General features: G+C 68.9%; 27 protein-coding genes and 1 pseudogene. 22 read left to right on the forward strand and 6 right to left on the reverse strand.

Features of this window, described 5'->3' with window-relative positions; all coding sequences use genetic code 11:
- Nucleotides 1-11 precede the first annotated feature (11 nt).
- From JW613_RS13915 to JW613_RS13925, 3 genes are all read left to right on the forward strand, one after another.
- On the forward strand, nucleotides 12-290 hold the full coding sequence (locus tag JW613_RS13915; protein WP_209211116.1) for a polyprenyl synthetase: 279 nt from the start codon (nucleotides 12-14) through the stop codon (nucleotides 288-290).
- A complete protein-coding gene (locus tag JW613_RS13920; RefSeq protein ID WP_209211117.1) occupies nucleotides 283-1335 on the forward strand; it encodes a polyprenyl synthetase family protein in 1053 nt (350 codons plus the stop codon). Before JW613_RS13915 ends, JW613_RS13920 begins: the two co-directional genes overlap by 8 nt.
- A gap of 78 nt (nucleotides 1336-1413) precedes the next feature.
- Nucleotides 1414-2574: an oxygenase MpaB family protein gene (locus JW613_RS13925; RefSeq protein ID WP_209211118.1), complete on the forward strand. Its 1161-nt coding sequence runs from the start codon at nucleotides 1414-1416 to the stop codon at nucleotides 2572-2574.
- 193 nt (nucleotides 2575-2767) lie between these two features.
- Here JW613_RS13925 and JW613_RS13930 read toward each other — a convergent pair whose 3' ends face one another.
- Nucleotides 2768-3370, reverse strand: a complete 603-nt coding sequence (locus JW613_RS13930; RefSeq protein WP_209211119.1) for a TetR/AcrR family transcriptional regulator — start codon at nucleotides 3368-3370, stop codon at nucleotides 2768-2770.
- Between the two features lie 108 nt (nucleotides 3371-3478).
- Between JW613_RS13930 and JW613_RS13935 the strand changes: the two genes are divergently transcribed.
- From JW613_RS13935 to JW613_RS13950, 5 genes and pseudogenes are all read left to right on the forward strand, one after another.
- Nucleotides 3479-3823, forward strand: coding sequence for a hypothetical protein (locus JW613_RS13935; RefSeq protein ID WP_209211120.1), 345 nt, complete (start codon nucleotides 3479-3481; stop codon nucleotides 3821-3823).
- A complete protein-coding gene (locus tag JW613_RS13940; RefSeq protein WP_209211121.1) occupies nucleotides 3820-4143 on the forward strand; it encodes a hypothetical protein in 324 nt (107 codons plus the stop codon). Before JW613_RS13935 ends, JW613_RS13940 begins: the two co-directional genes overlap by 4 nt.
- A gap of 202 nt (nucleotides 4144-4345) precedes the next feature.
- A complete protein-coding gene (locus JW613_RS13945; RefSeq protein ID WP_209211122.1) occupies nucleotides 4346-4678 on the forward strand; it encodes a glyoxalase superfamily protein in 333 nt (110 codons plus the stop codon).
- A gap of 36 nt (nucleotides 4679-4714) precedes the next feature.
- Nucleotides 4715-5059, forward strand: a pseudogene (locus JW613_RS35765) (hypothetical protein); the annotation flags it as partial.
- 313 nt (nucleotides 5060-5372) lie between these two features.
- Entirely contained in the window at nucleotides 5373-5771 is a 399-nt protein-coding gene (locus JW613_RS13950; RefSeq protein ID WP_209211123.1) for a hypothetical protein, read from the forward strand.
- Here JW613_RS13950 and JW613_RS37110 read toward each other — a convergent pair.
- Both JW613_RS37110 and JW613_RS13955 read right to left on the reverse strand, forming a co-directional pair.
- Entirely contained in the window at nucleotides 5768-6517 is a 750-nt protein-coding gene (locus JW613_RS37110) for a hypothetical protein (protein ID WP_504739756.1), read from the reverse strand. The genes JW613_RS13950 and JW613_RS37110 overlap by 4 nt on opposite strands.
- Before the next feature lie 69 nt (nucleotides 6518-6586).
- Nucleotides 6587-6985 (reverse strand): winged helix-turn-helix transcriptional regulator, encoded by a 399-nt coding sequence (locus tag JW613_RS13955; RefSeq protein WP_209211124.1) that lies wholly within the window; start codon nucleotides 6983-6985, stop codon nucleotides 6587-6589.
- A gap of 182 nt (nucleotides 6986-7167) precedes the next feature.
- Here JW613_RS13955 and JW613_RS13960 point away from each other — a divergent pair, with 182 nt between their 5' ends.
- A complete protein-coding gene (locus JW613_RS13960) occupies nucleotides 7168-7893 on the forward strand; it encodes an alpha/beta fold hydrolase (protein WP_209211125.1) in 726 nt (241 codons plus the stop codon).
- A 261-nt stretch (nucleotides 7894-8154) separates the two neighbouring features.
- On the opposite strand, the gene JW613_RS13965 is transcribed toward JW613_RS13960, so the two are convergent.
- On the reverse strand, nucleotides 8155-9147 hold the full coding sequence (locus tag JW613_RS13965) for a phosphotransferase family protein (RefSeq protein ID WP_307865888.1): 993 nt from the start codon (nucleotides 9145-9147) through the stop codon (nucleotides 8155-8157).
- Between the two features lie 262 nt (nucleotides 9148-9409).
- Here JW613_RS13965 and JW613_RS13970 point away from each other — a divergent pair, with 262 nt between their 5' ends.
- Both JW613_RS13970 and JW613_RS13975 read left to right on the forward strand, forming a co-directional pair.
- On the forward strand, nucleotides 9410-10483 hold the full coding sequence (locus JW613_RS13970) for a hypothetical protein (RefSeq protein ID WP_209211126.1): 1074 nt from the start codon (nucleotides 9410-9412) through the stop codon (nucleotides 10481-10483).
- A gap of 296 nt (nucleotides 10484-10779) precedes the next feature.
- Nucleotides 10780-11343 carry a hypothetical protein gene (locus JW613_RS13975; protein ID WP_209211127.1) on the forward strand — a complete coding sequence of 188 codons (564 nt, stop codon included), beginning with the start codon at nucleotides 10780-10782 and terminating at the stop codon, nucleotides 11341-11343.
- A gap of 632 nt (nucleotides 11344-11975) precedes the next feature.
- On the opposite strand, the gene JW613_RS13980 is transcribed toward JW613_RS13975, so the two are convergent.
- On the reverse strand, nucleotides 11976-12551 hold the full coding sequence (locus JW613_RS13980; protein ID WP_209211128.1) for a CGNR zinc finger domain-containing protein: 576 nt from the start codon (nucleotides 12549-12551) through the stop codon (nucleotides 11976-11978).
- Nucleotides 12552-12655: 104 nt separating this feature from the next.
- Here JW613_RS13980 and JW613_RS13985 point away from each other — a divergent pair, with 104 nt between their 5' ends.
- From JW613_RS13985 to JW613_RS14025, 9 genes are all read left to right on the forward strand, one after another.
- Nucleotides 12656-13828, forward strand: a complete 1173-nt coding sequence (locus tag JW613_RS13985) for an epoxide hydrolase family protein (RefSeq protein ID WP_209211129.1) — start codon at nucleotides 12656-12658, stop codon at nucleotides 13826-13828.
- Between the two features lie 365 nt (nucleotides 13829-14193).
- A complete protein-coding gene (locus JW613_RS36585) occupies nucleotides 14194-14358 on the forward strand; it encodes a winged helix-turn-helix domain-containing protein (RefSeq protein ID WP_307865889.1) in 165 nt (54 codons plus the stop codon).
- A gap of 236 nt (nucleotides 14359-14594) precedes the next feature.
- On the forward strand, nucleotides 14595-15890 hold the full coding sequence (locus JW613_RS13995; RefSeq protein WP_209211130.1) for a flavin-containing monooxygenase: 1296 nt from the start codon (nucleotides 14595-14597) through the stop codon (nucleotides 15888-15890).
- Nucleotides 15891-15900: 10 nt separating this feature from the next.
- Nucleotides 15901-16371, forward strand: coding sequence for a RidA family protein (locus tag JW613_RS14000; protein ID WP_209211131.1), 471 nt, complete (start codon nucleotides 15901-15903; stop codon nucleotides 16369-16371).
- Nucleotides 16368-17042, forward strand: a complete 675-nt coding sequence (locus tag JW613_RS14005) for a DUF1028 domain-containing protein (RefSeq protein WP_209211132.1) — start codon at nucleotides 16368-16370, stop codon at nucleotides 17040-17042. The genes JW613_RS14000 and JW613_RS14005 overlap by 4 nt, the downstream gene beginning before the upstream one ends.
- Complete coding sequence (locus JW613_RS14010; RefSeq protein ID WP_209211133.1) at nucleotides 17042-18187, forward strand: M20 family metallopeptidase; 1146 nt, start codon at nucleotides 17042-17044, stop codon at nucleotides 18185-18187. Before JW613_RS14005 ends, JW613_RS14010 begins: the two co-directional genes overlap by 1 nt.
- A gap of 311 nt (nucleotides 18188-18498) precedes the next feature.
- Nucleotides 18499-19941 carry an aspartate ammonia-lyase gene (locus JW613_RS14015; protein ID WP_209211134.1) on the forward strand — a complete coding sequence of 481 codons (1443 nt, stop codon included), beginning with the start codon at nucleotides 18499-18501 and terminating at the stop codon, nucleotides 19939-19941.
- 62 nt (nucleotides 19942-20003) lie between these two features.
- Nucleotides 20004-21371 (forward strand): MFS transporter, encoded by a 1368-nt coding sequence (locus JW613_RS14020; protein WP_209211135.1) that lies wholly within the window; start codon nucleotides 20004-20006, stop codon nucleotides 21369-21371.
- 38 nt (nucleotides 21372-21409) lie between these two features.
- A complete protein-coding gene (locus JW613_RS14025) occupies nucleotides 21410-22324 on the forward strand; it encodes a LysR family transcriptional regulator (protein ID WP_209211136.1) in 915 nt (304 codons plus the stop codon).
- A 139-nt stretch (nucleotides 22325-22463) separates the two neighbouring features.
- Here JW613_RS14025 and JW613_RS14030 read toward each other — a convergent pair whose 3' ends face one another.
- Nucleotides 22464-23066: a TetR/AcrR family transcriptional regulator gene (locus tag JW613_RS14030; protein ID WP_209211137.1), complete on the reverse strand. Its 603-nt coding sequence runs from the start codon at nucleotides 23064-23066 to the stop codon at nucleotides 22464-22466.
- A 268-nt stretch (nucleotides 23067-23334) separates the two neighbouring features.
- Here JW613_RS14030 and JW613_RS14035 point away from each other — a divergent pair, with 268 nt between their 5' ends.
- Nucleotides 23335-24771 (forward strand): purine-cytosine permease family protein, encoded by a 1437-nt coding sequence (locus JW613_RS14035; RefSeq protein ID WP_209211138.1) that lies wholly within the window; start codon nucleotides 23335-23337, stop codon nucleotides 24769-24771.
- The gene (locus tag JW613_RS14040) at nucleotides 24768-26273 is read left to right on the forward strand and encodes an aldehyde dehydrogenase (protein ID WP_209211139.1); all 1506 of its coding nucleotides are present in this window, start codon (nucleotides 24768-24770) and stop codon (nucleotides 26271-26273) included. The genes JW613_RS14035 and JW613_RS14040 overlap by 4 nt, the downstream gene beginning before the upstream one ends.
- The last annotated feature ends 21 nt before the right edge of the window (nucleotides 26274-26294 follow it).

Raw genomic sequence — 26294 nt, forward strand, 5'->3', positions numbered from 1 at the left:
AGGGGAACGGCATGACGCGGAGTGCGGGGCGGCCCGGCGGCCTGGACGAGCAGGCGGTGCTGCTGGTGGCCGGGCTGGCCGATCTGGCGGTGAGCACCCTGGGGTCGGCCCTGGGAACGGTACGGGGGCTGCTGCGCCGCTCGGACGCCGCGGAGCTTGCCGCGGAGGCCGAGCGGGACCTGGCGGCGCGCGGGCGCCTGGCGCTGGACCGGTACGCGGCCGTTCCTCCGGCCCACCTGGAGATCCTTGCCCAGCACGCCCGGTCACGGCGGGCCGCGGGCGATGCCTGAGCGGTGGAGGCCCGGCCCGTTCAAGGATCGCGTCGACGAAGTGCTGAGCGACTTCGTCGCCCGGGAAGCCGACCAGTTGGTGGCGATCGACCCTGCCTTAGGGCCGGTGGCCGAGCAGCTGGCGGCGGTGGTCGCGGACGGCAAGCGGCTGCGGGCAGCGTTCTGTTACTGGGGCTGGCGGGCGGCGGGACAACCGGACAGTGAAGCGCTGGTGCGGGCGGCCGCCTCGATGGAACTGGTGCACGCTGCTGCCGTCGTGCACGACGACCTCATCGACGACAGCCCGCTGCGGCACGGCCGACACACCGCGCATGTAGCGCTGCGCGCGGCCGTACGTCGTCGCCCGCGTGCCGCCTCCGCCGCCCGGTCGTTGGCAATGCTCGTGGGGGACCTGCTGATGTCGCTGGCCGGGCAGCTGTTCGTCACCAGCGGGCTGCCCGCGGCGTACCTGGCACGGGCGCGTCCCTCGTGGGCGGTGTTGGCGCGGGAACTGATCGCCGGTGAGTGTCTGGAGATTCTGCGCACCGGGGCCGAGCCGGACACCGCGGCGTCGCTGAAGGTCGTCCGGTACAAGACGGCCAAGTACACCGTCGAGCAGCCCTTGCTGATCGGTGGCGCGCTGGCCGGGGCCGACGGGCGGCTGCGTGAGGGCTACTCCGCCTACGGGCTGCCGCTGGGAGAGGCGTTCCAACTGCGGGACGACCTGCTCGGCCTGTTCGGTGATCCGCAACGCACCGGCAAGGCCAACGCCGACGATGTGAGCGGCTACCGGCCCACTGCCCTGCTGGCGGAGACCTGGCGTCTCGCCGGTGAAGCCGAGCGGGAGCAGCTGCGCGCGCTGCTCGGCCGACGTGGCCTGAGCGCCGACGGTCTCGACGCCGTCCGCGAGGTGATGCGCCGGCTGGAGACGCCCGGTCGCATCGAAGACATGATCACCGCGCGGGTCGAGACGGCTCTTGACGCTCTGCACGAGTTGGACACTCCCGCTCACGCCGCCGCGGCCCTGACCGCACTGGCGCACTCCGCGGCGGTCCGCCTGTCCTGACCTGCAAGGGGCAGTCCGTGCTCTCGGGCGGCCGACGCCCCGCCTCGCGAACATCCCTTTCGCACAAGGAGTTCTGCCATGACCCTCACCGACGCATCGATGGACGCCCTGCGACAGGCCGGTGACGAGCTCGCCGACGCCACTGTCGCCACCCTGTTCGAGCGCGGCGAAGTGGGCAAGTTCAACACCCTGATGCGCTACGTCTCCACGGTCAACGCGCCGCTGCCCAACGGGCTGCCCAAGGTGGCCCGCGAGTACCTGCAGGCGACCAGCGCCCCGCCGACATGGGTGGACTGGGATGAGATGGAGAAGGCCAGGCTGTTCTTCATCGACAACAACGTGCACGTCTCCACCGCGCTGTCCTTCACCTCCATGCCCGCCTGTTTTCTCGTGCCGCATGTGGCGAAGCTGCTGTCGACCACCCACGGGTTGAACTACCCGTCCAAAAGGATGGCGGAGACCGGACAGTTCACCGTCCACCTGATGCAGCCCGACGCCTTCGAGGCGAACAGCCGCTTCATCCCCGCCGCCCAAAAAGTCCGCCTCCTGCACGCAGCCATCCGCCACCACCTCGAACGGGAGAACCGCTGGGACACCGAAGCCCTGGGCGTGCCGATCTGCCAGGAGGACATGATCGGCGGGCAGCTGTTCTTCTCCCTGCTCGTCCTGGACAGCCTGCACCGGCTCGGTATCCACATGAGCGTCGAGGGGGCCGAGGCGTACTTCTACGCCTGGCGTGTGGTCGGCGCCATGCTCGGCGTCGACCAGGACGCCGTTCCCAAGACGCTGGATGAGGCCCGGGCCTTCCTCGATCTGTACATGCTCCGGCACATGGGCCCCTCCGAAGAAGGCGCCCACCTGACCCGGCAGCTCATCGACCTCTACGAGGAGGTTGTGCCCGGCACCTTCTTCGACCCCATCGTCTCCGCCCTGATCCGTCACCTGGTCGGCGACACCTGCGCCGACTGGCTCCAGGTTCCCCGCACCCCATGGGACACCGTCGTCAAGGCCGTGCCCCATCTGCTCGGCGTACTGGAGACCATCGAGGACCGCTCCCCCGTCGGCGCCTGGGCGCTGGACCGCCTCGGCCATCTCACCAGTATTTTCGAGCTGTCCTCCCTGACCCGCGGACGTGTCATGCACTACGCCATCCCCGAGCAGCTCAAGAAGGACTACGGCATCTCGGGCACCGTGCCCCGCACCCACCGATGGACGCCGCCCGCCGCCACCATCTCCTGATCAGCCAGGCCGAGCACCCACTCCCGGTAGGGCCAAGGGACGGTGATTCGGTTGTGGGCCCTTCGAGGATGCGGGGGCCCAGATCCCGTCGAGCTGCCGGCGCCGGAAGACCGAGTACACGGTCTCCCCCGGCCCGTACCGAGATCGCGCCATTGGCAGGCTCAACGTCCCTGAGGATTCCCGCCGGGGGATCTCACTCCGTCGGCTCGGGGAACATGACCGTCATGACCCCGGCGGCGAGGGCCGCCACATCTGTGGCGGGGTCCATCGCCGCCCGCAGACTGAGGCTGCCGCCCAGTGCGCCCAGCACCACGACTACCTGCTCCAGCGGTATGGCCGGCTGGATCTGCAGGCGTCGGCAAGCGCCTTCCAGCAAGGCGACGATCTGCTCCTCATGGCGGCGCTGAGCGGCTACCGAGGCGGCCGCGGCCTCGGGGTGACGCGTGACCGCGGCCATGAACTCCATGGCCGCGGTGCTCCACCGTGCCGCGTCCTGGTCATCGGTGAAGGCACTGGGGATCAGTGCGGCGATCAGCTCCCCCCGGCTGGAGACCCGGTCCAGGGTTTCGCCGAGCAGCTGCAGATGCGCCTCCGTATGGGCATCGACGACCGCCTGCCACAGGCCCTCCTTGCCTCCGAAGTGCTTGTACACGGCGCCTCGCGTGTAGCCGGCCTCTTCGGCGATCTCGTCGACCGTCGCCGCCAGGAACCCCCGGCGCTGCAGCACGTTGCGGCCTGCCTCCAGCAGCCGCTCGTGCGTGACCTGCTGCTGCTCGGCCCGTGTCAACCTGCCCACCCGATTCACCTGACCCACGTCCATTCAGTAACAGCATGTTTCCAGAAACACTTCGTTACTATAGTGAGGGCGCTCGGCGCATCGGACAGGGCAGGAGTCGGCTTCGCAATGATCGAGACAGTGGCCATCGCCGCGGGAGCCGTCGGCGCGCTGACAGTGCTGTGCTGGGTGGCGGACCGTGCACTGCTGTGGCTGGAGGCCCGGGGCTGGGTGTACTGGCGAAAGAGCAAAGGGCTGAAAGCCATGGGAGTGGATCTGATGCTGGAAGGTTCCCCCGCGGCGAAAGCCCTCGAGCGGGCGATGCAGGACGAGCGGACACGTAAGAACGTACGGCCTGCCGAAGAGCCGCCCCTCGACGTCGACCTGGACGCCGGCACGATACGGATCCGAGATGACATGAAGGGCGGCGGGGACAAGACCATGGGCGCAGACGGCAAGGCGACGACGCAATGAGTGCAGTCGTCCCCTACCTGGTGGTGTCCGGCTGCCTGATCGCGGTGATGGTGTCCTTCACCTGGCTGAAGCGCCTGATGCTCCGCCGCGGACTGGCCGGGTCCGCTCTGCGCGGCGCGCTGGCCTCCTACGAGGAGGCCATGCGCATCACCTCCCACGAGTCCCACATCGAGATCCGCGCCCAGGCCGACCGCCGGACACCGGTCGTCTCCGACGACCCTGGGTGGACCGGCCACCCCGCAGCGGGCACGAGCACGGCCCGGACGCGGCGATCCCGCCGACCAGGCAGGCGCCGCCTGCGCCGATGGTCGGGCCGCTGACCATCCGAGCGGCAACTGCGCCGATGTGCTCCTGCTCGGAGGTCACCGAAGCCATAGGTGCACAACCCAGGCCGGGGCAGCTTGCCCAGACGACAGAGGCCACCCCGACCGTGTGGTTGGTGTGCTCGGTGGCTACTTCTCAGACGCTGCCTAGCGCCGCATCGTGCAACATTCGCCCTGGGCGGTCTGCGACGATGACTCCATGGACGAGGAAGTCATTCCCATTCTTCGCGTCGAGGACGCTGCGGGGGCGGTCGCCTGGTACGAGCGGCTGGGCTTCGCGAAGCAGTGGGAACACCGCTTCGAACCGGGATTTCCCGCGTTCGTCGAGGTCGCCCGGGGCGAGGTGCGGTTGTTCTTGTCGGAGCACAAGGGCGATGCCCGCCCCGACACGTTGGTCTACCTCCGCGTTCGTGATGTCGAGGCCATCGCCTCCGAGTTCGGTGTGCAGACGAAGGACGCCCCGTGGGCGCGTGAGATCGAGCTGCGTGACCCTGACGGCAATCGGCTGCGAATCGGCACGCCGACGGAATGACCATCGCCGGCAGCGCACGGCAGGGAAGCTGTGCTGGTGGCCGAGCGAATACGCGTCCGCGAACTCGATGACGACGAGGGGCAGCGCCCGCTGCGGATCATCCGTCGGGGCGGCAGCGGGTCGGTGGTCGCCTGGCGACGGGCGCAGATGGTGCTGCTGCGGTCGGCCAAGGCGTTCACCCCGCCCCCCGAGCGCCGGGAGATCAAGAAGATCGCAAGTCCACCCCGGCCGACAGTGGGCCGAGCGCGGCGGACGGCACAAGGACCCGACCGGGAGCCCAGGCCCCGATGGCGGACGACCTACACCCACCCGCACGGGGTCCGGCACCTCTTTGCTGCCTACGCTCTGGTCAAGGACAAGCTCTACGGCCATATCAAGCCGAACGGGACACGACCTAGCTCCCGGCAAGTACCGGCCCACCGCGGAACGGCGGCGCGGCGCGGCCGTGCAGAGGGCGGGCGGGGCGCAGCGCGGAGGCCCGTCGCCTGCCCGCAGGGTGCCCGGACGCGGACGCGTCCGGGCACTTCGCATGCGTGCCTCTGCGAACTCACCTATTCGACATACCGCACACAGTGCGTCGGCAAAGAAGTGCCCATGCAACTCTGGCAAATCGCGCTTGTCCGGGGCATGATCCTCTTGACCACCCGACGGGTTCGCCGTTCGGGGAGCTGTAAGTGAGGAGAGTGGGGGGCGTATGTCCCGTATCAAGCGTGTTCTGACCGTGGCGGTCGGCGCCGCCGCCTGTGTCGCCCTGGCGCAGGCCCCGGCGAACGCTGTCGGGTCCTGGCACATCGCGGATGCGGCTAACGGTCGCGGAACCGGTGCGTTCAACAGCGGCGACAACAACAAGTTCCGGATCGCGGACACCAAGAAGGACGGCTACAGCATGGTGCTCCGCATCAAGCTCCCCGGCCGCTCCGAGATCACGTCGTGCGACGACCGGAACGGTGCGAACAACGGATTCGAGTACTGCCGGATCAGCAACATCCCGCGCAACACCGAGGTCCAGTTCAAGGCCTGCGCGAAGGACTTCAGCGGCGACCTGCCGGGGTGGATCGACTGCTCTTACTGGATCAAGGACTACACCAGCTAAGAGGCGGACGGGAGGGTGGCGGTATCGAACGCGAGGATTCCGCCACCCTCCCGCGGAATGCCCAGGACATGCGGACCGTTGAGCGGTGCGGCGCCCTCATCGGCGAGTGATCCACGCAAGATCGGAAGGCCGACACCTTCGGCCGGACGCGCCCAGTGACCGTTGGGCTGCCCCAGCGCACTGGAGGCACAGCAAGGCAGCGTGGAGGCCGCCTGCGCCGTCTTCTTGGGACGGCGGTGGGCTGGTGGGGATGGAGCCCGAGCCGTCGCAGCGCGTCGGTGTGGACGCGGATGTCGAACCAACCGTGCCAGCAGCCATCCGGGCCGATGCCACAGCCCAGAACCCCCCATTGCATCTCGTCCCGCTCGAAGGGTATCCAGTCGATGCCGCGCTCTCGCAGTCAAGCGCGGGTGGCCGCCATGGGCCGGAGGTGCCCCGGCGGGTTTTCGTAGGCCGCGATAGTGATCCAGTCGTTTCATAGCGGACGTCGAGTTTGTCGTAGCGCAGCTCGCTGTCGGGCACTCGTGTCGTGAGCTCTCGCGACAGGCCTCGACTTCCCGGTCGTCACCAAGTTCGCGGCGCAGAGCGGCCGTGCGGCTTTTGCCTGCTGCCTGGAAAAGAGCCATTGCTCCTCGGGCCCACGGCGACGGACCCGGTGGGTACTCCCAGTCGATGGACGACTCGTACCACTCGCACAGTCTTGCCAGTTGCTCCCGCGTGGCCGTGTTGATAGGCAGCCGTTCCAGCTCGCAAGGGGAACCATGCCGTGCCTTCGAGCCGGGTTGCCGGGTGACACTCGCCCCGCCCGCCGTCCGTTACGAGGCCGCTGACGGGCCCGTGCGAGCGTCGTAGGCGGCGCGGGCCTCGTCGATCCGGGCGAGGTGCGCGACGCTCCATTCGAGCAGGGGCGCGGTGGCCTCGCGCAGGGTGATGCCCATCTCGGTGAGCTCGTAGCTGACGTGCGGCGGCATCACGCCGTGAACGGTGCGGGTCAGGATTCCGTCACGCTCCAGGCTGCGCAGTGTCACGGTGAGCATGCGCTGGCTGATTCCGTCGATGGCCTTCTTGAGCTCGGTGAAGCGGCGCGGTCCCTCCCGGAGATGACGTACGACCAGCAGCGACCACTTGTCCCCGACGATGTCGAGCACCACTCGGGTCCGGCACGCATCGTCCGACTGCGTCGCGGGCCGTGGCTCGCTTTGTGCCGCGTCCATGGTTACCTCCAGAGAACCGGGGCACCGAAAAGTGCCTTATTGCCTGCGGTGCATCGCGTGCACCAGCATGCTCTCAGTACTCAAACAGTACCGAGGCACAAAAGGTAACCGCCAGAGCCGCGAACCGACGGCATGCGCGTGACCGTGCTCTTCTGCTTCTACGAAGGAGGATTGATTCACTCATGACCACATTCCTGCTGGTACACGGCGCATGGCACAGCGGACAGGGCTGGGACCGGGTGGTGCCGCTACTGGAGGCTGCCGGGCACCGGGTGTTCGCGCCGTCCCTGACCGGCTATGGCGACAAAGTGCACCTGCTCGGTCCGGAGGTGGGGCTCGACACCCACGTCGACGACGTGGTCGGGCTGATCGCCGAGGAGAACCTCAGCGACGTCGTACTCGTCGGCCACAGCTACGCGGGACTGGTGATCTCCTCGGCGGCCAACCGGATTCCGGACCGCATCGCGCACTTGGTCTACCTCGACGCGATGGTTCCGGAGGACGGCGAGTCCGCGGTCGACGTCCAACCGGTGACACGGCAACTGATCGAGCTCGCCGAGAAGTCCGGGGACGGCTGGCGCGTGCCGCCGATGCCCGAGCAGCCCGCGCCCTTCGGCCTGTTCGGCGTCACGGATCCGGCGGACGTCGCCTGGTTGCGCGGAATGCTCTCGGACCAGCCGGTGCGCTGTCTGCAGCAGCCGGTGCGACTGGACAATCCAGCCGTCAACGCGATCCCGCGCACGCACATCCACAATGTGGGCGCTGCGCCGGCAGGCATCACCCGTCGCCCTGTCCCCCCGATTCAACCCAATGGCACTGCCGCACAGGTCTGGGAGCTGCCGACCGGCCACGACTGCATGATCACCATGCCGAGCGAACTCAGCGAACTACTCCTCAAGCTCTCCTAAACGCTGTCCCGTAAAGGTCACCCGACAGAACACACCCACTTCGAAGACACGGCCCAGGTCGCGTCCGGCGGATCATGTACGGAGCCGGAGCTGACTTGCCGCACCGGAGACGCTTACGCATGTCGGCCTGATCCCCGCGCATCCGTCGATCCTCCGGAGCACTCCAGAAACTGCTCCCGTTCGGCTGCCGACAGCGGGGCCAGGAGGTCGTCGTTGGCCTGCTGCCCCGCCTTGGTGCAGTCCTCCAAGCGCCACTCGCCCTCAGCGGTGAGGTTCACCGCATTCTCGCGGCGGTCGGCCGGGGTCCATCAGGGCGGTGACATAGGCGTCCAGCCGTTCCTCCACGAGCCGCGTAGTCAGCTCTGTCCTCCCTGCCTCCCGCCATGTCTGCGCCACCTGCTGCACTTCCTCCGAGCACGCCAGTCCGTCGCGCACCTGCCAGTACAGCCGCTCACTCGCTTCCGCAGCCAGCGCCCCGCCTGCCTGCTCATACGCCTCGGGGAAGCGCAGACCCCACGCCGGGCCGTGCAGAAGGGCGAGGATGGCCGAGCAGTGCGCCACATCGAGATCCGCCGGGCCCCAAGAGGTCGCTGCCCAGTCGACGACGCCGGTGATCCGGGCGCCTGCCGGCCCGGAGGACGGCACATCGAACAGCACGTTGCCGGGCTGGAAGTCCCGGTGCAGGAATCGCCCTTCGTAGGGCGGCGCGGGCTTGCGGATCACGTCGATCGCCGCGTCCCATACCGCCGCGTCGGCGCCCTTCGGAGTCACGGCAGTGTCGGCGGTCGTCAACGACACGTACTCCCGGGGCCGCTCGGCGGGCCGCAACGCGTGGATCGCCACGAGTTGGCGGGCCAGCAGGTGAATGCGCGCCTCCAACCCCTCATCTTCGAGGACCGCCCGGCCCGCCAGACGGGTCATCAGGAGCGACGGGTATTCGCAGTGCACGGCGGTCGGATCAACCGCGACCAGCTCAGGAGCCGCAACGCCGGTCCCCGCGAGCACGGACAGGGCGCCGGCCTCCCTGTGCAGCGACTCCTCGGCGTGCTCCAGGTAGAACGGCTCGACGAAGCTCCGCAGCACCAGGTCACGGGTGCCTCCGTCCCGCCTGCCGACGGTCAGTCGCCGCATCTCGGCAGTGATGCCGCCACGCAGCGCCTCGGTTCGGACGACCCGTTCGCCGACCTCCAGGTGCCGGGTCACCCAAGCCAGCGTCAGCGGTCGGACAACCGCCACCTCACCGGAGTTGGTCACCGTGCCACCTCATCATCCGGCGGCGGCAGGCGCAAAGGCTTTCATTCAGCGGGGCCTGGCGCCGAGCCGGCCATAATGAGGTCGTCTCATGCGGTGTGATGTTCGTGTGGTGAGCCGAAGCACGACAGGTGTCGCACAGGCGGGCTTGCTGTCACCGTGGCCCAGTCTGCGTGCGTTGGACTTGACCAGCTGAACACCGAAGCCAGCGACGTCGATTGAGGGGGCACGGGGACTGTCGGTGGCTGGTGGCAGGATCTCCGGCATGGTCTTTGTACGTACGACCCCGCCGCGGCCTGTAGAGGTGTCCGAGGTCTTCCCTGAGCTGGCTTCTTGGGCGCGTCCTGCGATTCGGCTGCATCCCCGCCCGGGGTCGCCTTCGGTCAGGGAGAGCTCGGTCGGGGGGCCGTTGCTGTGGCCGGCCGAGGAGCCGTGGCCGCACTGCGAAAGCTCGCACCTGCACCGTGACAGTGGGTTCCGCCAGTCGCCGGTCATAGTGCGGCTTGAGAGACGCATGCAGGCCCGATGGCACCCTGATTCCGGTGATGTCGGGCTGACGCCCGAGGAGGCGGCGCTCAAGGAACGGAGCGCCGCGCGGCTCGCGGAGCGACTCGACGCCGGCCCTCCGTGGCCTGCGGACTGCCCGGTCCCCATGCTGCCCGTGGCTCAGCTGTATCTGCGCGACATACCCCTGTTGCGACCGCCCGGCCAGGCCGATCTACTCCAGATTCTCTGGTGCCCCTACGATCACGAACCGGATTACAAGCCGTCGACCGCGCTGTTCTGGCGGTCCGCCACCGCGGTCGTCGACATCCTCGCCGCACCGCCGGAACCGTACGAGGTGAACTATCGGGGCTATGTGCCGGAACCGTGCGTGCTGGCACCAGAAGCGATCACCGAGTACCCCGTCAGCCTCGATCTGAGCCCGGAGATCAGGCTGATGGTGGAGGACCGGAGCAGATGGCAGGCAGCCGGCGTCGAGGTGGACAGCGCCTACGGGGACTGCCCGCGGGACTTCTACGACTGCGAACTGGCTGACGCTCCCGGTTGGAAGGTCGGCGGCTGGCCCCCGTGGGGCCGCACCGACCCGTATCGCCGACACTGCGCTGTCTGCGATGTGCAGATGGTCCCGCTGCTGACCATCGCTTCCTTCGAATGGGACGGTGGTGAGGGACGCAGCTGGGCGCCGTGCGAAGACCAGGCCGCCGCCTACGCCGCCCACTACGCCGGCCAAGACCCCTCGCAACCGACTGCGGTCGAAGTGGGCAGCACCGACAACATGCAGCTCTACGTCTGTCCGGCCTCCCCCGAGCATCCGCACACCGACCTGATCCAATGAGCCATCGGGCCTGTCACACACCCTCCGTAGCCGGTGACATGAATGCTGCCGCATGAGGGACTGACAGGCGATGCGCCTCGCATGTGCCGACCAGACAGCTTCGATCGCTTCACGGTATGGACCGAGGTCGGCTCGTGGCGGCGGCTGCACCGGGCGGTGCTGGACGAACTCGGGGCCAGGGGCGAGGGGGATTGAACCTCGGCGACCGTTGACGCAGCCTCTGTCCGCGCGAAAAGGGGGTCCCCACCTGCACGTGCTTCCACTCGGTCCCTGACCAGCCCCTAGCATCGCCTGTCATGGCTACAGTGATCGTGACCGTCGGGCTGGCGTTCATCGGCTACCTCGCGACCTACCTGAACGGCTTGCGGCTTGCGCAGAGACAGGCCCGGCTCACCCGCGTCAATGAGCAGCTGAGCGACTTCTACGGACCGCTGTTCGCCCTGATGGAAGCCAACGGCCGTACCTATGACGCCTTCTCGGAGAAGTACGCCCGCCCTGACGGTCGTGATCCTTTCCGCCACGAGACGCCTCCCACCGATCAGGAGCTTGCGGAGTGGCGCACTTGGGCCACAACCGTCTTCATTCCCAACATCCAGTCCATGCGCGACGTGGTGGTCACCAAAGCGGACCTCCTCATCGAGGAGGAGATGCCCCATGTCCTGCTCCAACTGTGCGCACACGTTGCGGGCTACGAGATCACCGCTGCACGCTGGGCCCAAGGCAACTACGAGGAGCACCTGTCACTCATATCCTTCCCCGGCCGGGAGCTCAGGGAGTACATCCGCGACCGGTTCACCCGACTCAAGAACGAGCAGGCGCGATTGCTGGGGCACAACCGAATCGCCGGCCGGAACCGGTGACGGTTTTCGTTGCGCGACGGGCCCCGCTGAGTGGTGATGCGGACCCCGCAAGCCATTGATGAGACGGCTTCTTGGCACCCGGGGTCTTATCCGTGAAGGCGGTTGTGATGCGGTCGGCCTGCAGTTCGGCAGGCATCGCCAAACACTGGCCTTCGAGAGATTCTTGCCCGGGAGAACAACGACGACAGCGCCCATACGCAAAGTGGCCCGTGGAATGACAGGCCTCTGTGAAGGCATCCGTTACATCGGCTTGCCCTTGGCCTTGTCCGGCTCCCGGTAGGCAGCGACGGTCCAGCCCTGGAAGATCTTCGCCTGCGGGGTGGTGCCCGCACGGTCATGCGTCGGCCACCTGCCGCATGACTGTTGGCGCGCCCCCGCCCTCCGCCCCTTACGTCCGGCACCACGGATCCGGTTCGGGGAGCTCGACACTCGCTCACCGCCTGATCCGGCTCAAGGCCTTGCCCGATGACTGCGAAGAGCCTATGAACGTCGCCGATCAGTAAGCGTAGGCGCATTGATCGAGAACGCTGTTCCAAGGCAACGGGTGGCTCCTAGTGGTGCCGCCGGCGCGCACTCAACGCGACAGATGTGTCGCAAGCGTGGGGCACACTTGGATTCACCCAGGGTAACGATCACTTCGCCGACCTGGGATCCTTGCGCTGTTTGGCATTGAAGCGTGCCTTCTTCTGACGATTCCCGCACGTGTTCATGTCGCACCATTTGCGAGTGCGGCTCTGGCTGGTGTCGAAGAAGGCAGCTCGACAGGTTGGCGATGCGCACAGGGCCAATTGCCCGTCCCGTTCGCCTGCGATGATGCTGATCGCGTCGGCGGCGATCACGCTGAGGGCATCTTCCACGCAGGCGGCCGAGCTGAGCCGCCATTGACGATCACCCTCGGGCGTCAGGACGGCCGCGGCACGACCCCGAGCGCTGAAGTCATTGATGACTTGAACAGCAGACGCAGGGAGAGGGTCCTGGATCGCGGCAGCTGTCGCGGCGGCGTGAATCGACTCCCTCAGTTCCCGAGCGAGGTCGAGCTGGTCAGCGGTGCAGGAGTCCACGGCGAGGCCGTACACCGCCAGCCAGTCGACGAGGCGCTGCGGCGTGGGAATGCGCTCCACAGCATCGCCATGACGCTCCGACAGGGTCCCCGTGAAGCTGGTCGCCAGCACGCTGCCGAGGCGGAAGTCAGGGAACCCAGTACGCATGGAACCACCTTAGGCGGTTGCGGTGCGACTCGGCAACCTGCTAGAACCGTCTTAGCCGGTTCGCAACAGGTTGTAGCCGGTACCGCGACGACCGGGAGGTCCTCATGCCCCGTCCGACCACCGACGTGCAAGCGTTTGAAGCCCACGCAGCTGACGCCGACCTCGACGATCTGCGCGCGCGACTGGCCGCGGCGCGGCTTCCGGAGGCCGAGACGGTCCGTCGCGCCGCGCCCGATCCCCGCCGCTGGGAACAGGGCGTTCCGCTCGCCGACCTCGTCGATGTCGTGAACTACTGGCGCACCGGGTACAACTGGCGGTCCTTCGAAGAGCGCCTCAACCGGATCGGCCAGTTCCGCACGACCATTGATGATCTGGGAATCCACTTCCTGCACCGCCGATCCCCGCGCGCCGACGCCACTCCTCTGCTCTTGACGCACGGCTGGCCGGACAGCATTGTTCGCTTCATCGACGTAGTGGACGAGCTGGCAGATCCGAAAGATGCGAACACGCCGGCGTTCCACGTCGTGGTTCCATCGCTGCCAGGCTTTGGTTACAGCGACAAGCCGACCACCACCGGGTGGGGAACCGAAAAGATCGCGGCCGCATGGGTGGAGCTCATGGAAAGGCTCGGGTACAGCAAGTTCGTAGCCCACGGCGGCGACTGGGGAGGCAACATCACCACGGTTCTCGGCGGCCGATTTCCGTCACACGTTCTCGGCATCCACACGACGTTCGCGGAGGCACCCCCCGGATTGACAATGGACGGGCTGACGGCAGTCGAGCGCAAATGGGTCGAGGAAACCCGCGATTTCTGGCGCTACCGCGCGGCATACGCGAAGCAGCAGGCGACCCGACCGCAGACCATCGGCTACTCGCTCGTCGACTCTCCGGTCGGGCTGCTTGCCTGGATCCTCGACAAGTTCGCCGAGTGGACGGACACCGAAGACAGCCCGTTCGAGACGATTTCCATAGACAGCCTTCTCGACGACGTCACCCTGTACTGGCTGACGCGAACCGGCGCATCGGCGGCCCGCATCTACTACGAAAGCCACAACTCGCTCGACCCCGAACTTCGGGTCGACGTCCCGTCAGCACTCACCATGTATCCCCGCGACGTCGAGAAGTGCCCGCGCCCCTGGGCGCGGGAGCGGTACCGGCAGATCGTCCGATGGGGGTTGCCCGAAGCCGGGGGGCATTTCCCGTCGCTGGAGGTTCCCGAGTACTTCGTCAAGGACCTGCAAGACGGCCTCGCGGCAGTGCTGGCCGCTCATCGGTGAACGAGGCCGGGCGCCGGCGCCCGATCACCGCCTGATCCGACTCAAGGTGTTGCCCGACGGCTCCCGGACCGGGCTCACCGAGACGGCAGGAGCCCGATACCATACATTTTGTCTGGTACTTCACGGTCGGCCTGCAGGGCGTGGCGGGGGTTGGCGCCCTCACCGCAGCGATACTGGGCGGCGCAGTCGGCTACTGCGGCAGCCGGCTGCGCGCACGCCGGGCAGCGCGCCGCGCCGCCCCTCCACTCGGTGCTGCGCCGCACCAAGGCGGAGCCCCGCGCCGGGCTGGTGGTCGGTGACCTGGAACTGGACTCCGAGGCCCACCATGTCACTAGGACTCCGACCTCGGAGGCGACCGCAGAATCGTGGACACCCACATCAGCTACCTGCGGCGCAAGGCCGACACCAGCGAGCCCAAGCTCATCCGCACCGTGCGTGGCATCGGATACGTCATCCGCGAGCCCCGCGTACTGCTCCCCCTGCCGGACGAGGCGCCGGACGTGCCCTCGACCGGAAATGCCTCCACGTAGGGCCCGTGGACTGAGCTCAGCGCACGCCGATCACCCGCCGTTCGGCCCGACGGTCGTGCCGCGTGCCGGGCCGGTCGGTGCACGCTACGCGCCCCGCCGAGATCTCAAATCTGAAAAACAGATCACCTAAGGCGGAAACCTCTGTTGGACAGCTGTCCGAGTCATCTCAAGGATGTCCCGTGTGGCGGCCCGGTCGACGCGGCACCGGGATGGACTGCCGCAAGAGGGAGGCTGAAATGCCGAGTGAACAGACCGAAGTGGTCGTCGTCGGGGCGGGCCAGGCAGGCGTGGCTATGAGCGAGCACCTGGGCGCCCACGGTGTACCGCACGTCGTCCTGGAGCGGCACCGCATCGCCGAGCGGTGGCGCTCGGAGCGGTGGGATTCCCTGGTCGCCAACGGGCCCGCGTGGCACGACCGGTTCCCGGGGCTGGAGTTCTCCGATGTTCCCCCCGACGCCTTCGCCTCGAAGGAGCAGATCGCGGACTACTTCATCGCGTATGCCGAGAAGGTCGGCGCGCCGATCCGGTGCGGTGTCGAGGTGACGTCGGTGCGCAGGCACACCGGCCGGCCCGGCTTCCGGGTCGAGACGTCGGAGGGTTCCATCGACGCGCGCTTCGTCGTAGCGGCCACCGGGCCGTTCCAGCGGCCCGTCATCCCACCCATCGTCCCGGACAGTGCCGTCCCCGTGCAGCTCCACTCCAGCGGCTACCGTAACCCGGAGCAACTGCCGGAGGGCGCTGTCCTGGTGGTCGGGGCCGGTTCCTCGGGGGTCCAGATAGCCGACGAGTTGCGTCGCTCCGGCCGCCGGGTCCTCCTCTCGGTCGGTCCGCACGACCGCCCTCCCCGCCGGTACCGCGGACGTGACTTCTGCTGGTGGCTCGGTGTGCTCGGGCTCTGGGACGCCGAGACGCCTCCCCAGGGCGCCGAACATGTCACGATCGCGGTCAGCGGTGCCCGCGGCGGCCACACGGTGGACTTCCGTGCCATGGCTGCCGATGGCATCGAACTCGTCGGTATGACCGCGTCCTTCGACGGCGGCGTGCTGCGCTTCGCACCGGATCTCGCGAGGAACATCGCGCTCGGCGACACCAAGTACCTCGCGCTCCTCCGGGCAGCCGACGAGTACGTCGAACGCAATGGGCTCGACCTTCCCGAGGAGCCGGAGGCCCATGTCCTCGGGCCGGATCCGGAATGCGTGACCGACCCCCGGCTGGAGCTCGATCCGGCCGAGGCCGGTGTCGCCTCGATCGTCTGGGCGACGGGCTTCGCCACCGACTACGGCTGGCTCGATGTCGACGCGTTCGACGAGAGCGGCCGGCCGGACCATCGGCGAGGAGTGTCCCGCGAGCCCGGCGTCTACTTCATGGGCCTTCCCTGGCTCTCGCGCCGCGGGTCGAGCTTCATCTGGGGTGTCTGGCACGACGCCCGGTACGTCGCCGACCACATAGCGACCCGGCGGACCTACCTCGCATACGGCACCACCGAGACCACCGGCCGGCCCGGCGCCACGCAGGCGCCCCGGAAGAACTGAGGAGCAGATGATGACCTCCACCAGCGGGGGCCGCCCAGCGAAGGCCCCGATCGTCGCGGGCGGGCACGCCCGCATCCGTCCGTTCAACACGCGCGACACCTACCCCGAACAGAACCTCGACAACGACCTGTGCCAGGCCGTCGTCGCCGGCGACACGGTGTACGTCCGTGGCCAGATCGGTCAGGACCTCGACACCAGCGAGTCGGTGGGTATCGGTGACGCCGAGGCGCAGGCCGAGCAGGCCATGGCGAACATCAAGTTGCTGCTCGAAGAGGCGGGCAGCCGGATGGAGCATCTGGTCAAGCTGACCATCTATCTGGTCGACCCGCGTTACCGGGAGGCGGTTTACCGCACTGTGGGCCGCTGGACGAGGGGCGTTCACCCGATCTCCACCGGACTGGTGGTATCGGCCCTGGCCCGCCCGGAGTGGCTGTGCGAGATCGACGCCGTCGCCGTGCTCCCCGAGGAGGACCGGGCATGACGTTCTCCCTGGTGGTCCGGGACGGTGAACGGTTCGGCATCGCGGCCAGTTCGTCGAGTCCGGCGGTCGCAGCGCGGGTCGCCCATCTGCGGCCCGGGGTCGGAGCGGCGACATCGCAGAACATCACCGACCCCACGCTCGGCACGGAGCTGCTGGAGGCGCTGGCGGACCACGGCGATGTGGAACGCGCCCTGGCCGAGGTCACCGGCGCGGCGCGGAACGCGAAGACCATCGCCTACCGTCAGCTGACCGTGCTGGGCCGCTCCGGGCCCGGGTGCGCCTACAGTGGCTCGCTGACACTGGGCAGCCACGCCTCGGCCACCGCGGAGGGCGCGGTGGCGGCCGGCAACATGCTCTCCGGCGAGCACATCCCCGGCGTCCTCCTCGACGCGTACTCCACCGCCACAGGGGAGCTCGAAGAGCGGCTGATCACAGCCATGAAGGCGGCCGTCGCGGCCGGCGGCGAGGAGGGGCCGGTGTACTCCGCGGGCCTGGCGGTCGTCGCGGACGTGGGCTGGCGGGTGACCGATCTGCGGGTGGACTGGGCCGAGGATCCTGTGGACCGGCTCGGCGAGCTCCTCGACGTCTGGTTGCCACAGCGGGACGACTACGTGCGGCGTGGACTCGACCCCGCCACCTCCCCCTCGTACGGCGTCCCGGGAGACCTGTGATGAGCGCCCTGAAGGAAGCGGCGCGGCAGGCTGTCGAGCGTCATACCGAGGAATTGATCGGACTGTCCGAGAGGCTGCACGCCGACCCGGAGACCGCCTGGGAGGAACACCGGGCCGCCGCCGCCGTACCGGAGCTGCTGGACCGCGCCGGGTTCGCGGTCACCTCGTCCTACCTGGGCCTGGACACCGCCTTCCTCGCCCGGTCGGGCAGCGGACCCGTCCGGATCGCGTTGTGCGCCGAGTACGACGCGCTGCCCGGCCTCGGCCACGCCTGCGGGCACAACCTCATCGCGGCCAGTTCGGTCGGTGCCGCACTCGGTCTGGCTGCCGTGGCCGACGACGCCGGCCTCACCCTGGAGGTCTACGGCACTCCGGCCGAGGAGGGCGGCGGCGGCAAGATCGAGATGCTGGACCGCGGAGCCTTCGCCGGAGCCGACCTCGCGATGATGGTGCACCCGGCGCCGGTCGATGTCGCAGAGGCCCGCCCGTTCGCGGTCAGCCACTCCAAGATCTCCTACACCGGAAAGTCGGCGCACGCCGCGGCATATCCGGAGGCCGGGGTCAACGCGGCCGACGCCTTCACCGTGGCCCAGGTCGCCATCGGGCTGCTGCGCCAGCAGCTGCCGGCCTCGGCCAGGGTGCACGGCGTGGTGACCCACGCGGGGGACGCCCCGAACGCCATCCCGGAACAGTCGACCGGACGGTGGTATGTGCGGGCGGAGACGCTGGCCGAGCTGGCCGAACTGGAGCCCCGGGTCATGCGGGCCTTCGAGGCAGGTGCCCTGGCGACCGGCTGCGACCTGGAGATCGAGCCGGAGAGCAAACCGTACGCGGAGTTCCGCACGGACGAGACCGCCCTTGGCCACTACCGGGCGAACGCCCTTGCGCTGGGCCGGAAATTCGCGCCACCGGGCCAGGCCGCACGGATGAACCGCGCCTCCACCGACATGGGCAACGTCTCGCAGGTGGTCCCGGCCATCCACCCCTACATCGGCATCGGTTCCCTTCCCGCCACCAACCACCAGCACGAGTTCGCCGCGTACTGCGTGGGCGGGACGGCACAGCGGGCCCTGCTCGACGGGGCGATCGCCCTGGCCTGGACGGGCGTGGACCGAAGCATGTCGGGCCAGGGAACAGCGATGTGACCGGGTCATCCGGGCGACCCCCAGCAGCGAATGGGCGCGCCGGGGTGCGCGCCGCCCGGCCGCCCGGGCGCCCTTACCCGTGACGGCCGACCACAGGCGCGGACAGCTTGCTGTCCGACGTACCCGACGCCCGACGCCCGGCTCCGGGTGGCCCGGTGCCGCCGATGACGCGGTGACGGCCGGCGTGCTCGGGCCGGAGGGACGAACCCGAATCCGACGGCCACGCGTCCGGTGCGCATGCGCACGGCTGCCGGAACCCCGTCTCAGCGTGTCGTTCATCAGCCCCCATCCCGACGACCCGGAGGACACCGATGCCCCCGACCCCAGGCCCTCAGTGCACCGTCCCGGCAGAGGTCCGGCGGCGGACGGAGCATGACATGCTCGGCGACATCGACGTGCCGTCGGACGCCTACTACGGGGCGCACACCGCCAGGGCGGTGGCCAACTTCCCCCTCACCGGAGAGACACTCACCACCCGGCCGCACCTGATCGGCGCCTTGGTGGCGGTGAAGCAGGCCGCCGCGAGCGCGAACGCCGACGTCGGCACGCTGGACGGCACCCTGGCCGCGGTGATCGTGGAGGCCTGCGCCGAGATCCGGGGCGGAGCGCTGCACGAGCAGTTCGTGGTCGACCTCATCCAGGGCGGTGCCGGCACGTCGACCAACATGAACGCCAATGAGGTGATCGCCAACCGAGCGCTGGAACTGCTCGGCCGGCAGCGGGGGGAGTACGCGGTCCTGCACCCCCTCGACCACGTCAACCTCGGACAGAGCACCAACGATGTCTATCCGACCGCCGTGAAGCTGGCGTTGGACGCACACCTCGCCGGGCTGCTCACCGCCCTGGCCGGTCTGCGGGAAGCCTTCACCGTCAAGTCCGCTGAGTTCGCCGACGTACTGAAGATGGGCCGCACCCAGCTACAGGATGCCGTACCCATGACGCTGGGCCAGGAGTTCGCGGCGTTCGCCGCCACCCTCGCCGAGGACGAGCAGCGCCTCGCCGAGGTCCGACCCCTGCTCCACGAGGTGAATCTCGGCGGCACCGCGATCGGCACCGGCCTCAACGCCCGCCCGGGCTATCGGGAGCACGCGGTCGAGCACCTGCGCCGGGTGACGGGGATCCCCACGCTGGTGTCCCCTCCCGACCTGATCGAGGCGACGCAGGACGCGGGAGTCTTCGTCCAGCTTTCCGGCGTGCTCAAGCGGGTCGCTGTGAAACTTTCCAAGATCTGCAACGACCTGCGCCTGCTGTCCTCGGGACCGCAGACCGGATTCGGTGACATCACCCTCCCCGCACGCCAGGCCGGTTCCTCCATCATGCCCGGCAAGGTCAACCCGGTGATCGCCGAAGCGGTCAACCAGATCGCGTTCGAAGTCATCGGCCACGATATGACCGTCACTCTCGCCGCCGAAGGCGGTCAGCTCCAACTCAACCCCTTCGAGCCGATCATCTACCGGAGCCTGAGCGCCGGCCTGGACCACCTCGCCGCCGGTGTCGCTGTCCTCACCCAGCACTGCGTGCGCGGTATCACCGCCAACCGCCACCGGCTCGCCCAGACCGTCGCCGCCTCCACCGGGCTGGTCACCGCGCTCAGCCCCGCAATCGGCTACGAGACCGCCTGTGCCATCGCGCTGGAGGCGCACCACAGCGGCAAGCCCGCGCTCGACCTGATCCGCGAGCGCGGGCTGCTGACCGACGCCGAACTCCGCGAGCTCACCAGCCCCGCCGCCCTGACCGGCCGACCCACCCTCTGAGGACCGCGCCCGGGGTCCCGCTCGGCTCCGGCTTCTCCAACCACCTTCACAAGGAGGCGCGCATGCGCACTTGTAACAGCGGCGCCAGGACGACCGAGGTCGAGGTGGCCACCCATGTGATGTCACTGCGCAGGAGCGTTGCCGCGGGCGCCGTGGGCGTGTTCGTGCACTGGTTCGACTGGGCCGCCTATGCCTACCTCGCCGGTACGGTCGCTACCGTGTTCTTCCCGGCCGAGGACAGCACCACGGGGCTGCTCGCCGTCTTCGGTGTCTTCGCCGTGTCATTCGGCATCCGGCCGATCGGTGCCCTGGTGTTCGGCTCGCTCGGCGACCGGATCGGCCGCAAGCGCACCCTGTCGCTGGTCATCTTCATGATGTCCGGCGCGACCCTCACCATCGGTCTTCTCCCCGGTTACGCGTCGATCGGTGTGGCCGCCCCGATACTCCTGGTGATCCTGCGCCTGCTCCAAGGCTTCGCCGCCGGCGGCGAGTTCGGCAGCGCGGCCAGCTTCCTCGCCGAGAGCGCACCCCGACGCCGTCGCGGATTCGGCGTCAGCTGGCTGGAGGTCGGCTCCCTGCTGGGCTTCCTCGCAGGGTCGTTCGTCTTCTTCCTGCTGTCGACGACGCTGGACGACACCCGGCTCACCTCCTGGGGCTGGCGCCTCCCCTTCCTCATCGCTGCGCCGCTCGGCGTCATCGGCTTCATCATCCGCAACAAGATCGAGGACACCCCGGAGTACCGGGCCATGGAGGCGAACGACACCGTCCCACGCAGTCCTGTGCGGGAACTGCTGCGCTCCCACAAACGACACCTGCTCCAGGCGTCGGGCTTGATGGCGGCCATGCACGTGCCCTTCTATGCCGTTCTGACCTACCTCGTCACCTACGAGACCGACCATTTGGGCCACTCAGCGGGCAGTGCCGCCCTGCTGTCCACGGTGATATCGCTGCTGGGACTGGCGCTGGTGCCATTGTTCGGTCTGCTGTCCGACCGCGTGGGACGCAAGCCCGTGTTCGTCGGCGCGACAGCCGCTCTGCTCGTCGTCTCCACCCCGGCCTTCCTCCTGATGCGCACCGGACCGGCAGGAACCTGGGCGGCCGGCCTGCTGCTGGGCGCGATCCTGGCGGCGATCCTCGGCACCTACGCAGTCTGGTCGGCAGAGGTCTTCCCTACCCGCACACGTCAGAGCGGGCTGTCCATCTCCTACAACCTCACCGCCGCCCTGTTCGCGGGCACAGTGCCGTACCTGATGACCGTCCTCATCTCCGCCACCGGCAGCACCCTGGTGCCCGGCCCGTACCTGATGGTGTTCGCCGCCGGTGGCCTCATCGCCGCCCTGTCCCTGCGGGAGACCGTCGGCTCCACCTTGCTGCGCCCCGAGGACATTTCTGACCTGCCCTCCAGGGCGCCGTCGAGCGACGCCGCCTAGAGTCGGGGCGGACCGGACCACCAGCGCAAGGGCCATGAATGACGTCACCAGTGGGTTTCACTCTCGTTCAGCTCCGTTACTTTCTCATCGCGGCTGAACGCGGTTCGATGACGGAGGCGTCGGCGGAGCTGCACATTGCGCAGTCTGCTGTGTCAGCGGCCATCTACAACCTGGAGCGGGACTTGCGGGTGCAGCTGTTCATCCGTCGACGGGGGCGAGGCCTGACCCTCACACCCGCCGGGGAGCGGCTCCAGCAACAGGCGCGGGATCTGCTGGTCCGCGCCCGTGAACTCGAACGGGAGGCCCGGGGAGACGGTGAGACCATCTCCGGGCCGGTGGCCGTCGGTTGTTTCGTGACCCTGGCCCCCTCCTACCTGCCGACCCTTTTCACCGAGTGCACCGAACGCTATCCGGGAATCGAGATCGATGTGGTGGAGGCGGAGACGGACCAGCTCGTCCATGCTCTGGCCGCGGGACGCATCGATTTCGCCCTCACCTACGGCCTCGGCCTGGCAGCCGAGCCGGCCTTGAGCAGCGAGACGATTGCCCGCGCCCCCGCCTATGTCATCGTTTCGGCCGATCACCCGCTGGCCGGCCAGGAGAGCGTGAGGCTGGCAGAGCTGTCCACGGAGCCCCTCGTTCTGCTGGACCTTCCCCACAGCCGTGACTACTTCCGCTCACTGGTGGCCGCCACCGGCACTGCTCCCGATGTCCGCTACCGCACCCGGAGCTATGAGACCGTGCGTTCCCTGGTGGCCCGAGGGCTCGGTTTCTCCGTGCTGAACCAGCGGCCGGCAACCAGCCAGACCTACGGCGGCGGCGAGATCGCGGAACTGGAGCTGCGGGACGGCAGCCCTGCGCTCGAAGTCAAGCTCGCCTCCATGGCAGGCATGACACAAAGCGCCCGCGCCCTGGCGGTGATGGGACTGCTGCGGGAGATCGCCGCGCGCTAGGTGGAGACCGCGGCGATCTACCTGGCCGGTCTCCACTTGGCGGGCGTCTTTCATGCGGTGCCCAGGTCTTGGCACGGAATGGCCGGTGCGAGCTGCGGAGGCGGATGCTGGCTGAGCCGGAGGGGCCGCTTCGCGTCCGCTACAACCGCACGCACCCTGTCGCCAGCCGTGCGTACCCCAGCACCAATGCGCGAGCCGCCGACGGGGTGAGCTCCTTGTTGCGGCTGACGATGTGCAGGCCGTAACCGTCCTCCAGGGCGACGATCGTGCGGGCCAGGTCGACAGCCGGGGCGGCGAGGGTGAAGTCGCCCGTGGCGGCCCCGACTTCGAGGATCGTCGCGTAGAGGGCGGTCTCGCGGGCGAAGAGCGAGGCCATCAGTGCCGCGTGCCCCGCGCTGCGGTCGGCTCGACTGTGCAGCTCGTACAACAGTGCGTGGGTCGCGTCGTCACCACGGTCCGGGAGGCCTGTCTCCACGGCCTCCCTGAGGCGGGTGACAGGATCGCGCACCCCGTCCGTGCGGGCGAGCCGGCCCGTGAGATAGCGCTCGACGGCACCCCGGTGCACCTCCAGGACCAGCTCGTCCAGCTCCGGGTAGTAGTAGAGCACCGAGCCCGCCGACACGCCGGCCTCGGCGGCGATGTCCTTGATGCGCAGACTCGCCAGCCCACGCGCGGTGATGGCCCGGCCCGCCGCGTCGATGAGCGCCTCCCGGCGTGCTTCCTGCTTCTTCGGTCTCCCCATGAGATTGATTCTCTGTTATCGGCATCAAGAATCGCAAGATTCGAATCGTGCAAGCCTTGACGGCGGGTTGGGTCGTTGTTTGAATCCAGCATCAAAGAACCGAGGGCAAGTGATCTCGCCCGAAGGTCCCTCCTGCGTCGTCCCCGAACCGCACCGCGATTCCCGTCCCCGAGAGGGGTGTGCGATGGACCGGCAAGGCCCTCACAGTGAACCCGGACCCGCCACTGCGTCCGCAGTCTTCGAACGGCGCACCATTGACGTCGTCCCGGTGAACGAGCGGCACGGGCGCACCCGTGACCTGTTCACCATCTGGTTCTCCGCGAACCTGGGGCCGCTGACCCTGGTGACCGGAGCGCTGGCCCCGACCGCCTTCGGGCTCTCCTTCTGGTGGAGCCTGGTTGCGCTGCTGGCCGGACACCTCGGCGGCGGCTTCCTGATGGCGCTGCACTCGGCCCAGGGGCCGCAGCTCGGAGTGCCGCAGATGATCCAGAGTCGGGGGCAGTTCGGCACAGTGGGCGCGCTCGTCGTCGTCCTCGCGGTCCTGGTGATGTATCAGGGGTTCTTCGCCTCCAATCTGGTGGTCGGCGCCCAGTCGCTGCGGGAGGTCCTGCCCGGAGTGCCGCTGGATGCGGGCATCATGGGCGGTGCCGTCGTCAGTCTCGTCGTGGCAGTGGTCGGCTACCGGCTGATGCACCGCATCGGGGCTCTGTCGAGCTGGGTTTTCGGGGCTGTGCAGATCGCGGGTGCAGCGTGGCTGCTGTGCGGCGGGCTGCCCGGGGACTTCCTGTCCCGGGGCGAGTTCAGCCTCGGTGGATTCCTCGGCATGGTGTCGGTCGGCGCACTGTGGCAGGTCGCCTATGCGCCTTACGTCTCCGACTACTCCCGCTACATGCCCGCCTCCACCGCCGGAGTGCGCTCGACTCTGTGGTGCACGTACTGGGGCACGGTCCTCGGGAGCCTGCTGCCGATGACCGTAGGCGCCGCTGTAGGGCTGGCCGTGCCCGGCTCCGACCCGGTGGCCGCACAGACGGGGCTGCTGGGCACACCGCTGGCACAGCTCACCCTGTGGTGCTTCGCCCTGGTCACCATGCTGACCAACTCCATGAACCTGTACGGCGCCGTGCTCTGCGTCGTCACCGCCGTGCAGACCTTCGCTGTCCGCTGGCTGCCGCGCGCCGCCGGCCGGGCTCTGCTCGGTGCGGCCCTGTGCGCTTTGTCCGCCGTACTCGCGCTCGCCTTCGCCGGCAGCTTCATGGACCGCTACCTGAACTTCCTCTACGTACTGCAATACCTGTTGATCCCGTGGACCGCGATCAACCTCGTGGACTTCTACCTGGTGCGGCGCGGGCACTACGACGTCGCCGCGTTCTTCGCCCGGGACGGCGGCGCATACGGACGGATCAATCGGCCCGCCCTGAGCGTGTACCTGCTGGGCATCGCCGTCGAGTTCCCGTTCATGGCGCAGGAGATGTACACCGGCCCCGTCGCCGCCACACTCGGCGACACCGATCTCGGCTGGCTCGCCGGGCTTCTGTTCACGCTGCCCGCCTATCTGCTCGCCACCCGCCGCACCCGGGCGGCGCGGGACGCCGGATCGCCGCACACCGTCCCTCCCGGCACCCCTGAGCCCCTCCTCACTCCCGAAGGTCCGGCCAGCCACGACAACCCCACCAGCCCTGACAGCCCCACCGGAGCCGCCCGATGAGCCACACGCCCGCCGACGAGACCCCCACCACCACCGAGGGCTGGCACGCGCGCGCCCACGCGCTGCGGCCCCCCACCCTCCCCTTCATCGACGGCGCCGAGCACAAGCCCGCGACCGACCGCACCTTCGCCACGGTCAACCCGGCCACGGGCGAGACGATCACCGAGGTCGCCGCCTGTACGGAGGCCGAGGTCGACCTGGCAGTGCGCGCGGCCCGCACCTCCTTCGAGGACGGGCGCTGGTCGCGGCGGGCACCCGAGGAGCGCAAGCGCGTGTTGTTGCGCCTGGCCGCGCTGATCGAAGAACACGGCCCCGAACTCGCGCTGTACGACACGCTGGAGATGGGTAAGCCCATCTCCGACACCCTCGGCGGCGACGTGCCCGGCGCCGCCGGCTGCTTCAGCTGGCACGCCGAGGCCGCCGACAAGCTGTACGGCGAGACCGCGCCCCTGCCACCTGGCGAAGTCGCCCTGGTTCGCCGCGTACCGCTGGGCGTGATCGGCGCTGTCGTCCCGTGGAACTTCCCGCTCGACATGGCCGCCTGGAAGCTCGCACCCGCGCTGGCGGTGGGCAACAGCGTGGTGCTCAAGCCCGCCGAACAGTCCCCGCTCTCCGCGCTGCGACTGGCGGCGCTGGCGAGTGAGGCGGGACTCCCGGACGGGGTGCTCAACGTCGTACCGGGCCGGGGAGAGGAAGCCGGAAGGGCTCTCGGGCTGCACCCGGACGTGGACGCGCTCGCCTTCACCGGGTCCACCGCCGTAGGCAAACTCTTCCTCGGATACGCCGCCGCCTCCAACCTCAAGCAGGTATGGCCCGAGTGCGGCGGCAAGAGCCCGAACCTGATCTTCCCCGACGCCGACCTGGAGGCCGCCGCCGAGCGCGCCGCCTGGGGCTTCACCTGCAACGGCGGGCAGATCTGCTCCGCCAACACCCGGCTGCTCGTGCACACCGACATCGCCGAGGAATTCACCGCGCGTGTCGTCGCACACGCTGCGGCCCTCGCCCCCGGCGACCCGCTCGATCCACGTACCGCCTACGGTCCGCTCGTCGACGAGACGCAGGTCGCTCGGCTCGCCGGGGAGCTGGCCGGGGCCCGGGAGCGTGGCGGCACCGTGCACGGCGGAACCCGCCCCGGGATGACCGGGGCCTATCTGGAACCCGCAGTGGTCACCGGGCTCGGCCCGGAGGACCGGCTCGCACGCGAGGAGCTGTTCGGACCGGTGCTGACCGTGCTGCCGTTCGCAGACGAGGACGAAGCGGTCAGGACCGCCAACGACTCCCCGTACGGCCTCGCCGCCTCCGTCTGGACGCGCGATCTGTCCCGCGCACACCGCGTCGCGGACGCACTCTGCGCCGGCACCGTCTCCGTCAACACCGTCGACGCACTGGACCCGCGCACCCCGTTCGGCGGCTTCAAGCAGTCCGGCTACGGGCGCGACCTGTCCGCGCACTCCTTCGCCAAGTACACCGGCCTCAAGACGACCTGGATCAGCTACCGATGACCCCCGCACAGTCCCATGAAG

Origin of the sequence: Streptomyces smyrnaeus (assembly GCF_017676345.1) — a bacterium.
In the GTDB taxonomy this organism is placed as follows: domain Bacteria; phylum Actinomycetota; class Actinomycetes; order Streptomycetales; family Streptomycetaceae; genus Streptomyces; species Streptomyces smyrnaeus.

Bases quoted from the DNA above. Each gene is read 5' to 3' on its own strand.
- JW613_RS13915 (WP_209211116.1), top strand. From the start codon at position 12: ATGACGCGGAGTGCGGGGCGGCCCGGCGGCCTGGACGAGCAGGCGGTG.
- JW613_RS13960 (WP_209211125.1), top strand. From the start codon at position 7,168: ATGACCACATTCCTGCTGGTACACGGCGCATGGCACAGCGGACAGGGC.
- JW613_RS13955 (WP_209211124.1), bottom strand. From the start codon at position 6,985: ATGGACGCGGCACAAAGCGAGCCACGGCCCGCGACGCAGTCGGACGAT.
- JW613_RS13925 (WP_209211118.1), top strand. From the start codon at position 1,414: ATGACCCTCACCGACGCATCGATGGACGCCCTGCGACAGGCCGGTGAC.
- JW613_RS13980 (WP_209211128.1), bottom strand. From the start codon at position 12,551: ATGCGTACTGGGTTCCCTGACTTCCGCCTCGGCAGCGTGCTGGCGACC.
- JW613_RS13970 (WP_209211126.1), top strand. From the start codon at position 9,410: ATGGTCTTTGTACGTACGACCCCGCCGCGGCCTGTAGAGGTGTCCGAG.
- JW613_RS14000 (WP_209211131.1), top strand. From the start codon at position 15,901: ATGACCTCCACCAGCGGGGGCCGCCCAGCGAAGGCCCCGATCGTCGCG.
- JW613_RS14020 (WP_209211135.1), top strand. From the start codon at position 20,004: ATGCGCACTTGTAACAGCGGCGCCAGGACGACCGAGGTCGAGGTGGCC.
- JW613_RS14010 (WP_209211133.1), top strand. From the start codon at position 17,042: ATGAGCGCCCTGAAGGAAGCGGCGCGGCAGGCTGTCGAGCGTCATACC.
- JW613_RS14030 (WP_209211137.1), bottom strand. From the start codon at position 23,066: ATGGGGAGACCGAAGAAGCAGGAAGCACGCCGGGAGGCGCTCATCGAC.
- JW613_RS14025 (WP_209211136.1), top strand. From the start codon at position 21,410: ATGACGTCACCAGTGGGTTTCACTCTCGTTCAGCTCCGTTACTTTCTC.
- JW613_RS14040 (WP_209211139.1), top strand. From the start codon at position 24,768: ATGAGCCACACGCCCGCCGACGAGACCCCCACCACCACCGAGGGCTGG.
- JW613_RS13985 (WP_209211129.1), top strand. From the start codon at position 12,656: ATGCCCCGTCCGACCACCGACGTGCAAGCGTTTGAAGCCCACGCAGCT.
- JW613_RS14005 (WP_209211132.1), top strand. From the start codon at position 16,368: ATGACGTTCTCCCTGGTGGTCCGGGACGGTGAACGGTTCGGCATCGCG.
- JW613_RS13940 (WP_209211121.1), top strand. From the start codon at position 3,820: ATGAGTGCAGTCGTCCCCTACCTGGTGGTGTCCGGCTGCCTGATCGCG.
- JW613_RS13950 (WP_209211123.1), top strand. From the start codon at position 5,373: ATGTCCCGTATCAAGCGTGTTCTGACCGTGGCGGTCGGCGCCGCCGCC.
- JW613_RS13995 (WP_209211130.1), top strand. From the start codon at position 14,595: ATGCCGAGTGAACAGACCGAAGTGGTCGTCGTCGGGGCGGGCCAGGCA.
- JW613_RS13920 (WP_209211117.1), top strand. From the start codon at position 283: ATGCCTGAGCGGTGGAGGCCCGGCCCGTTCAAGGATCGCGTCGACGAA.
- JW613_RS13975 (WP_209211127.1), top strand. From the start codon at position 10,780: ATGGCTACAGTGATCGTGACCGTCGGGCTGGCGTTCATCGGCTACCTC.
- JW613_RS14015 (WP_209211134.1), top strand. From the start codon at position 18,499: ATGCCCCCGACCCCAGGCCCTCAGTGCACCGTCCCGGCAGAGGTCCGG.
- JW613_RS13935 (WP_209211120.1), top strand. From the start codon at position 3,479: ATGATCGAGACAGTGGCCATCGCCGCGGGAGCCGTCGGCGCGCTGACA.
- JW613_RS13945 (WP_209211122.1), top strand. From the start codon at position 4,346: ATGGACGAGGAAGTCATTCCCATTCTTCGCGTCGAGGACGCTGCGGGG.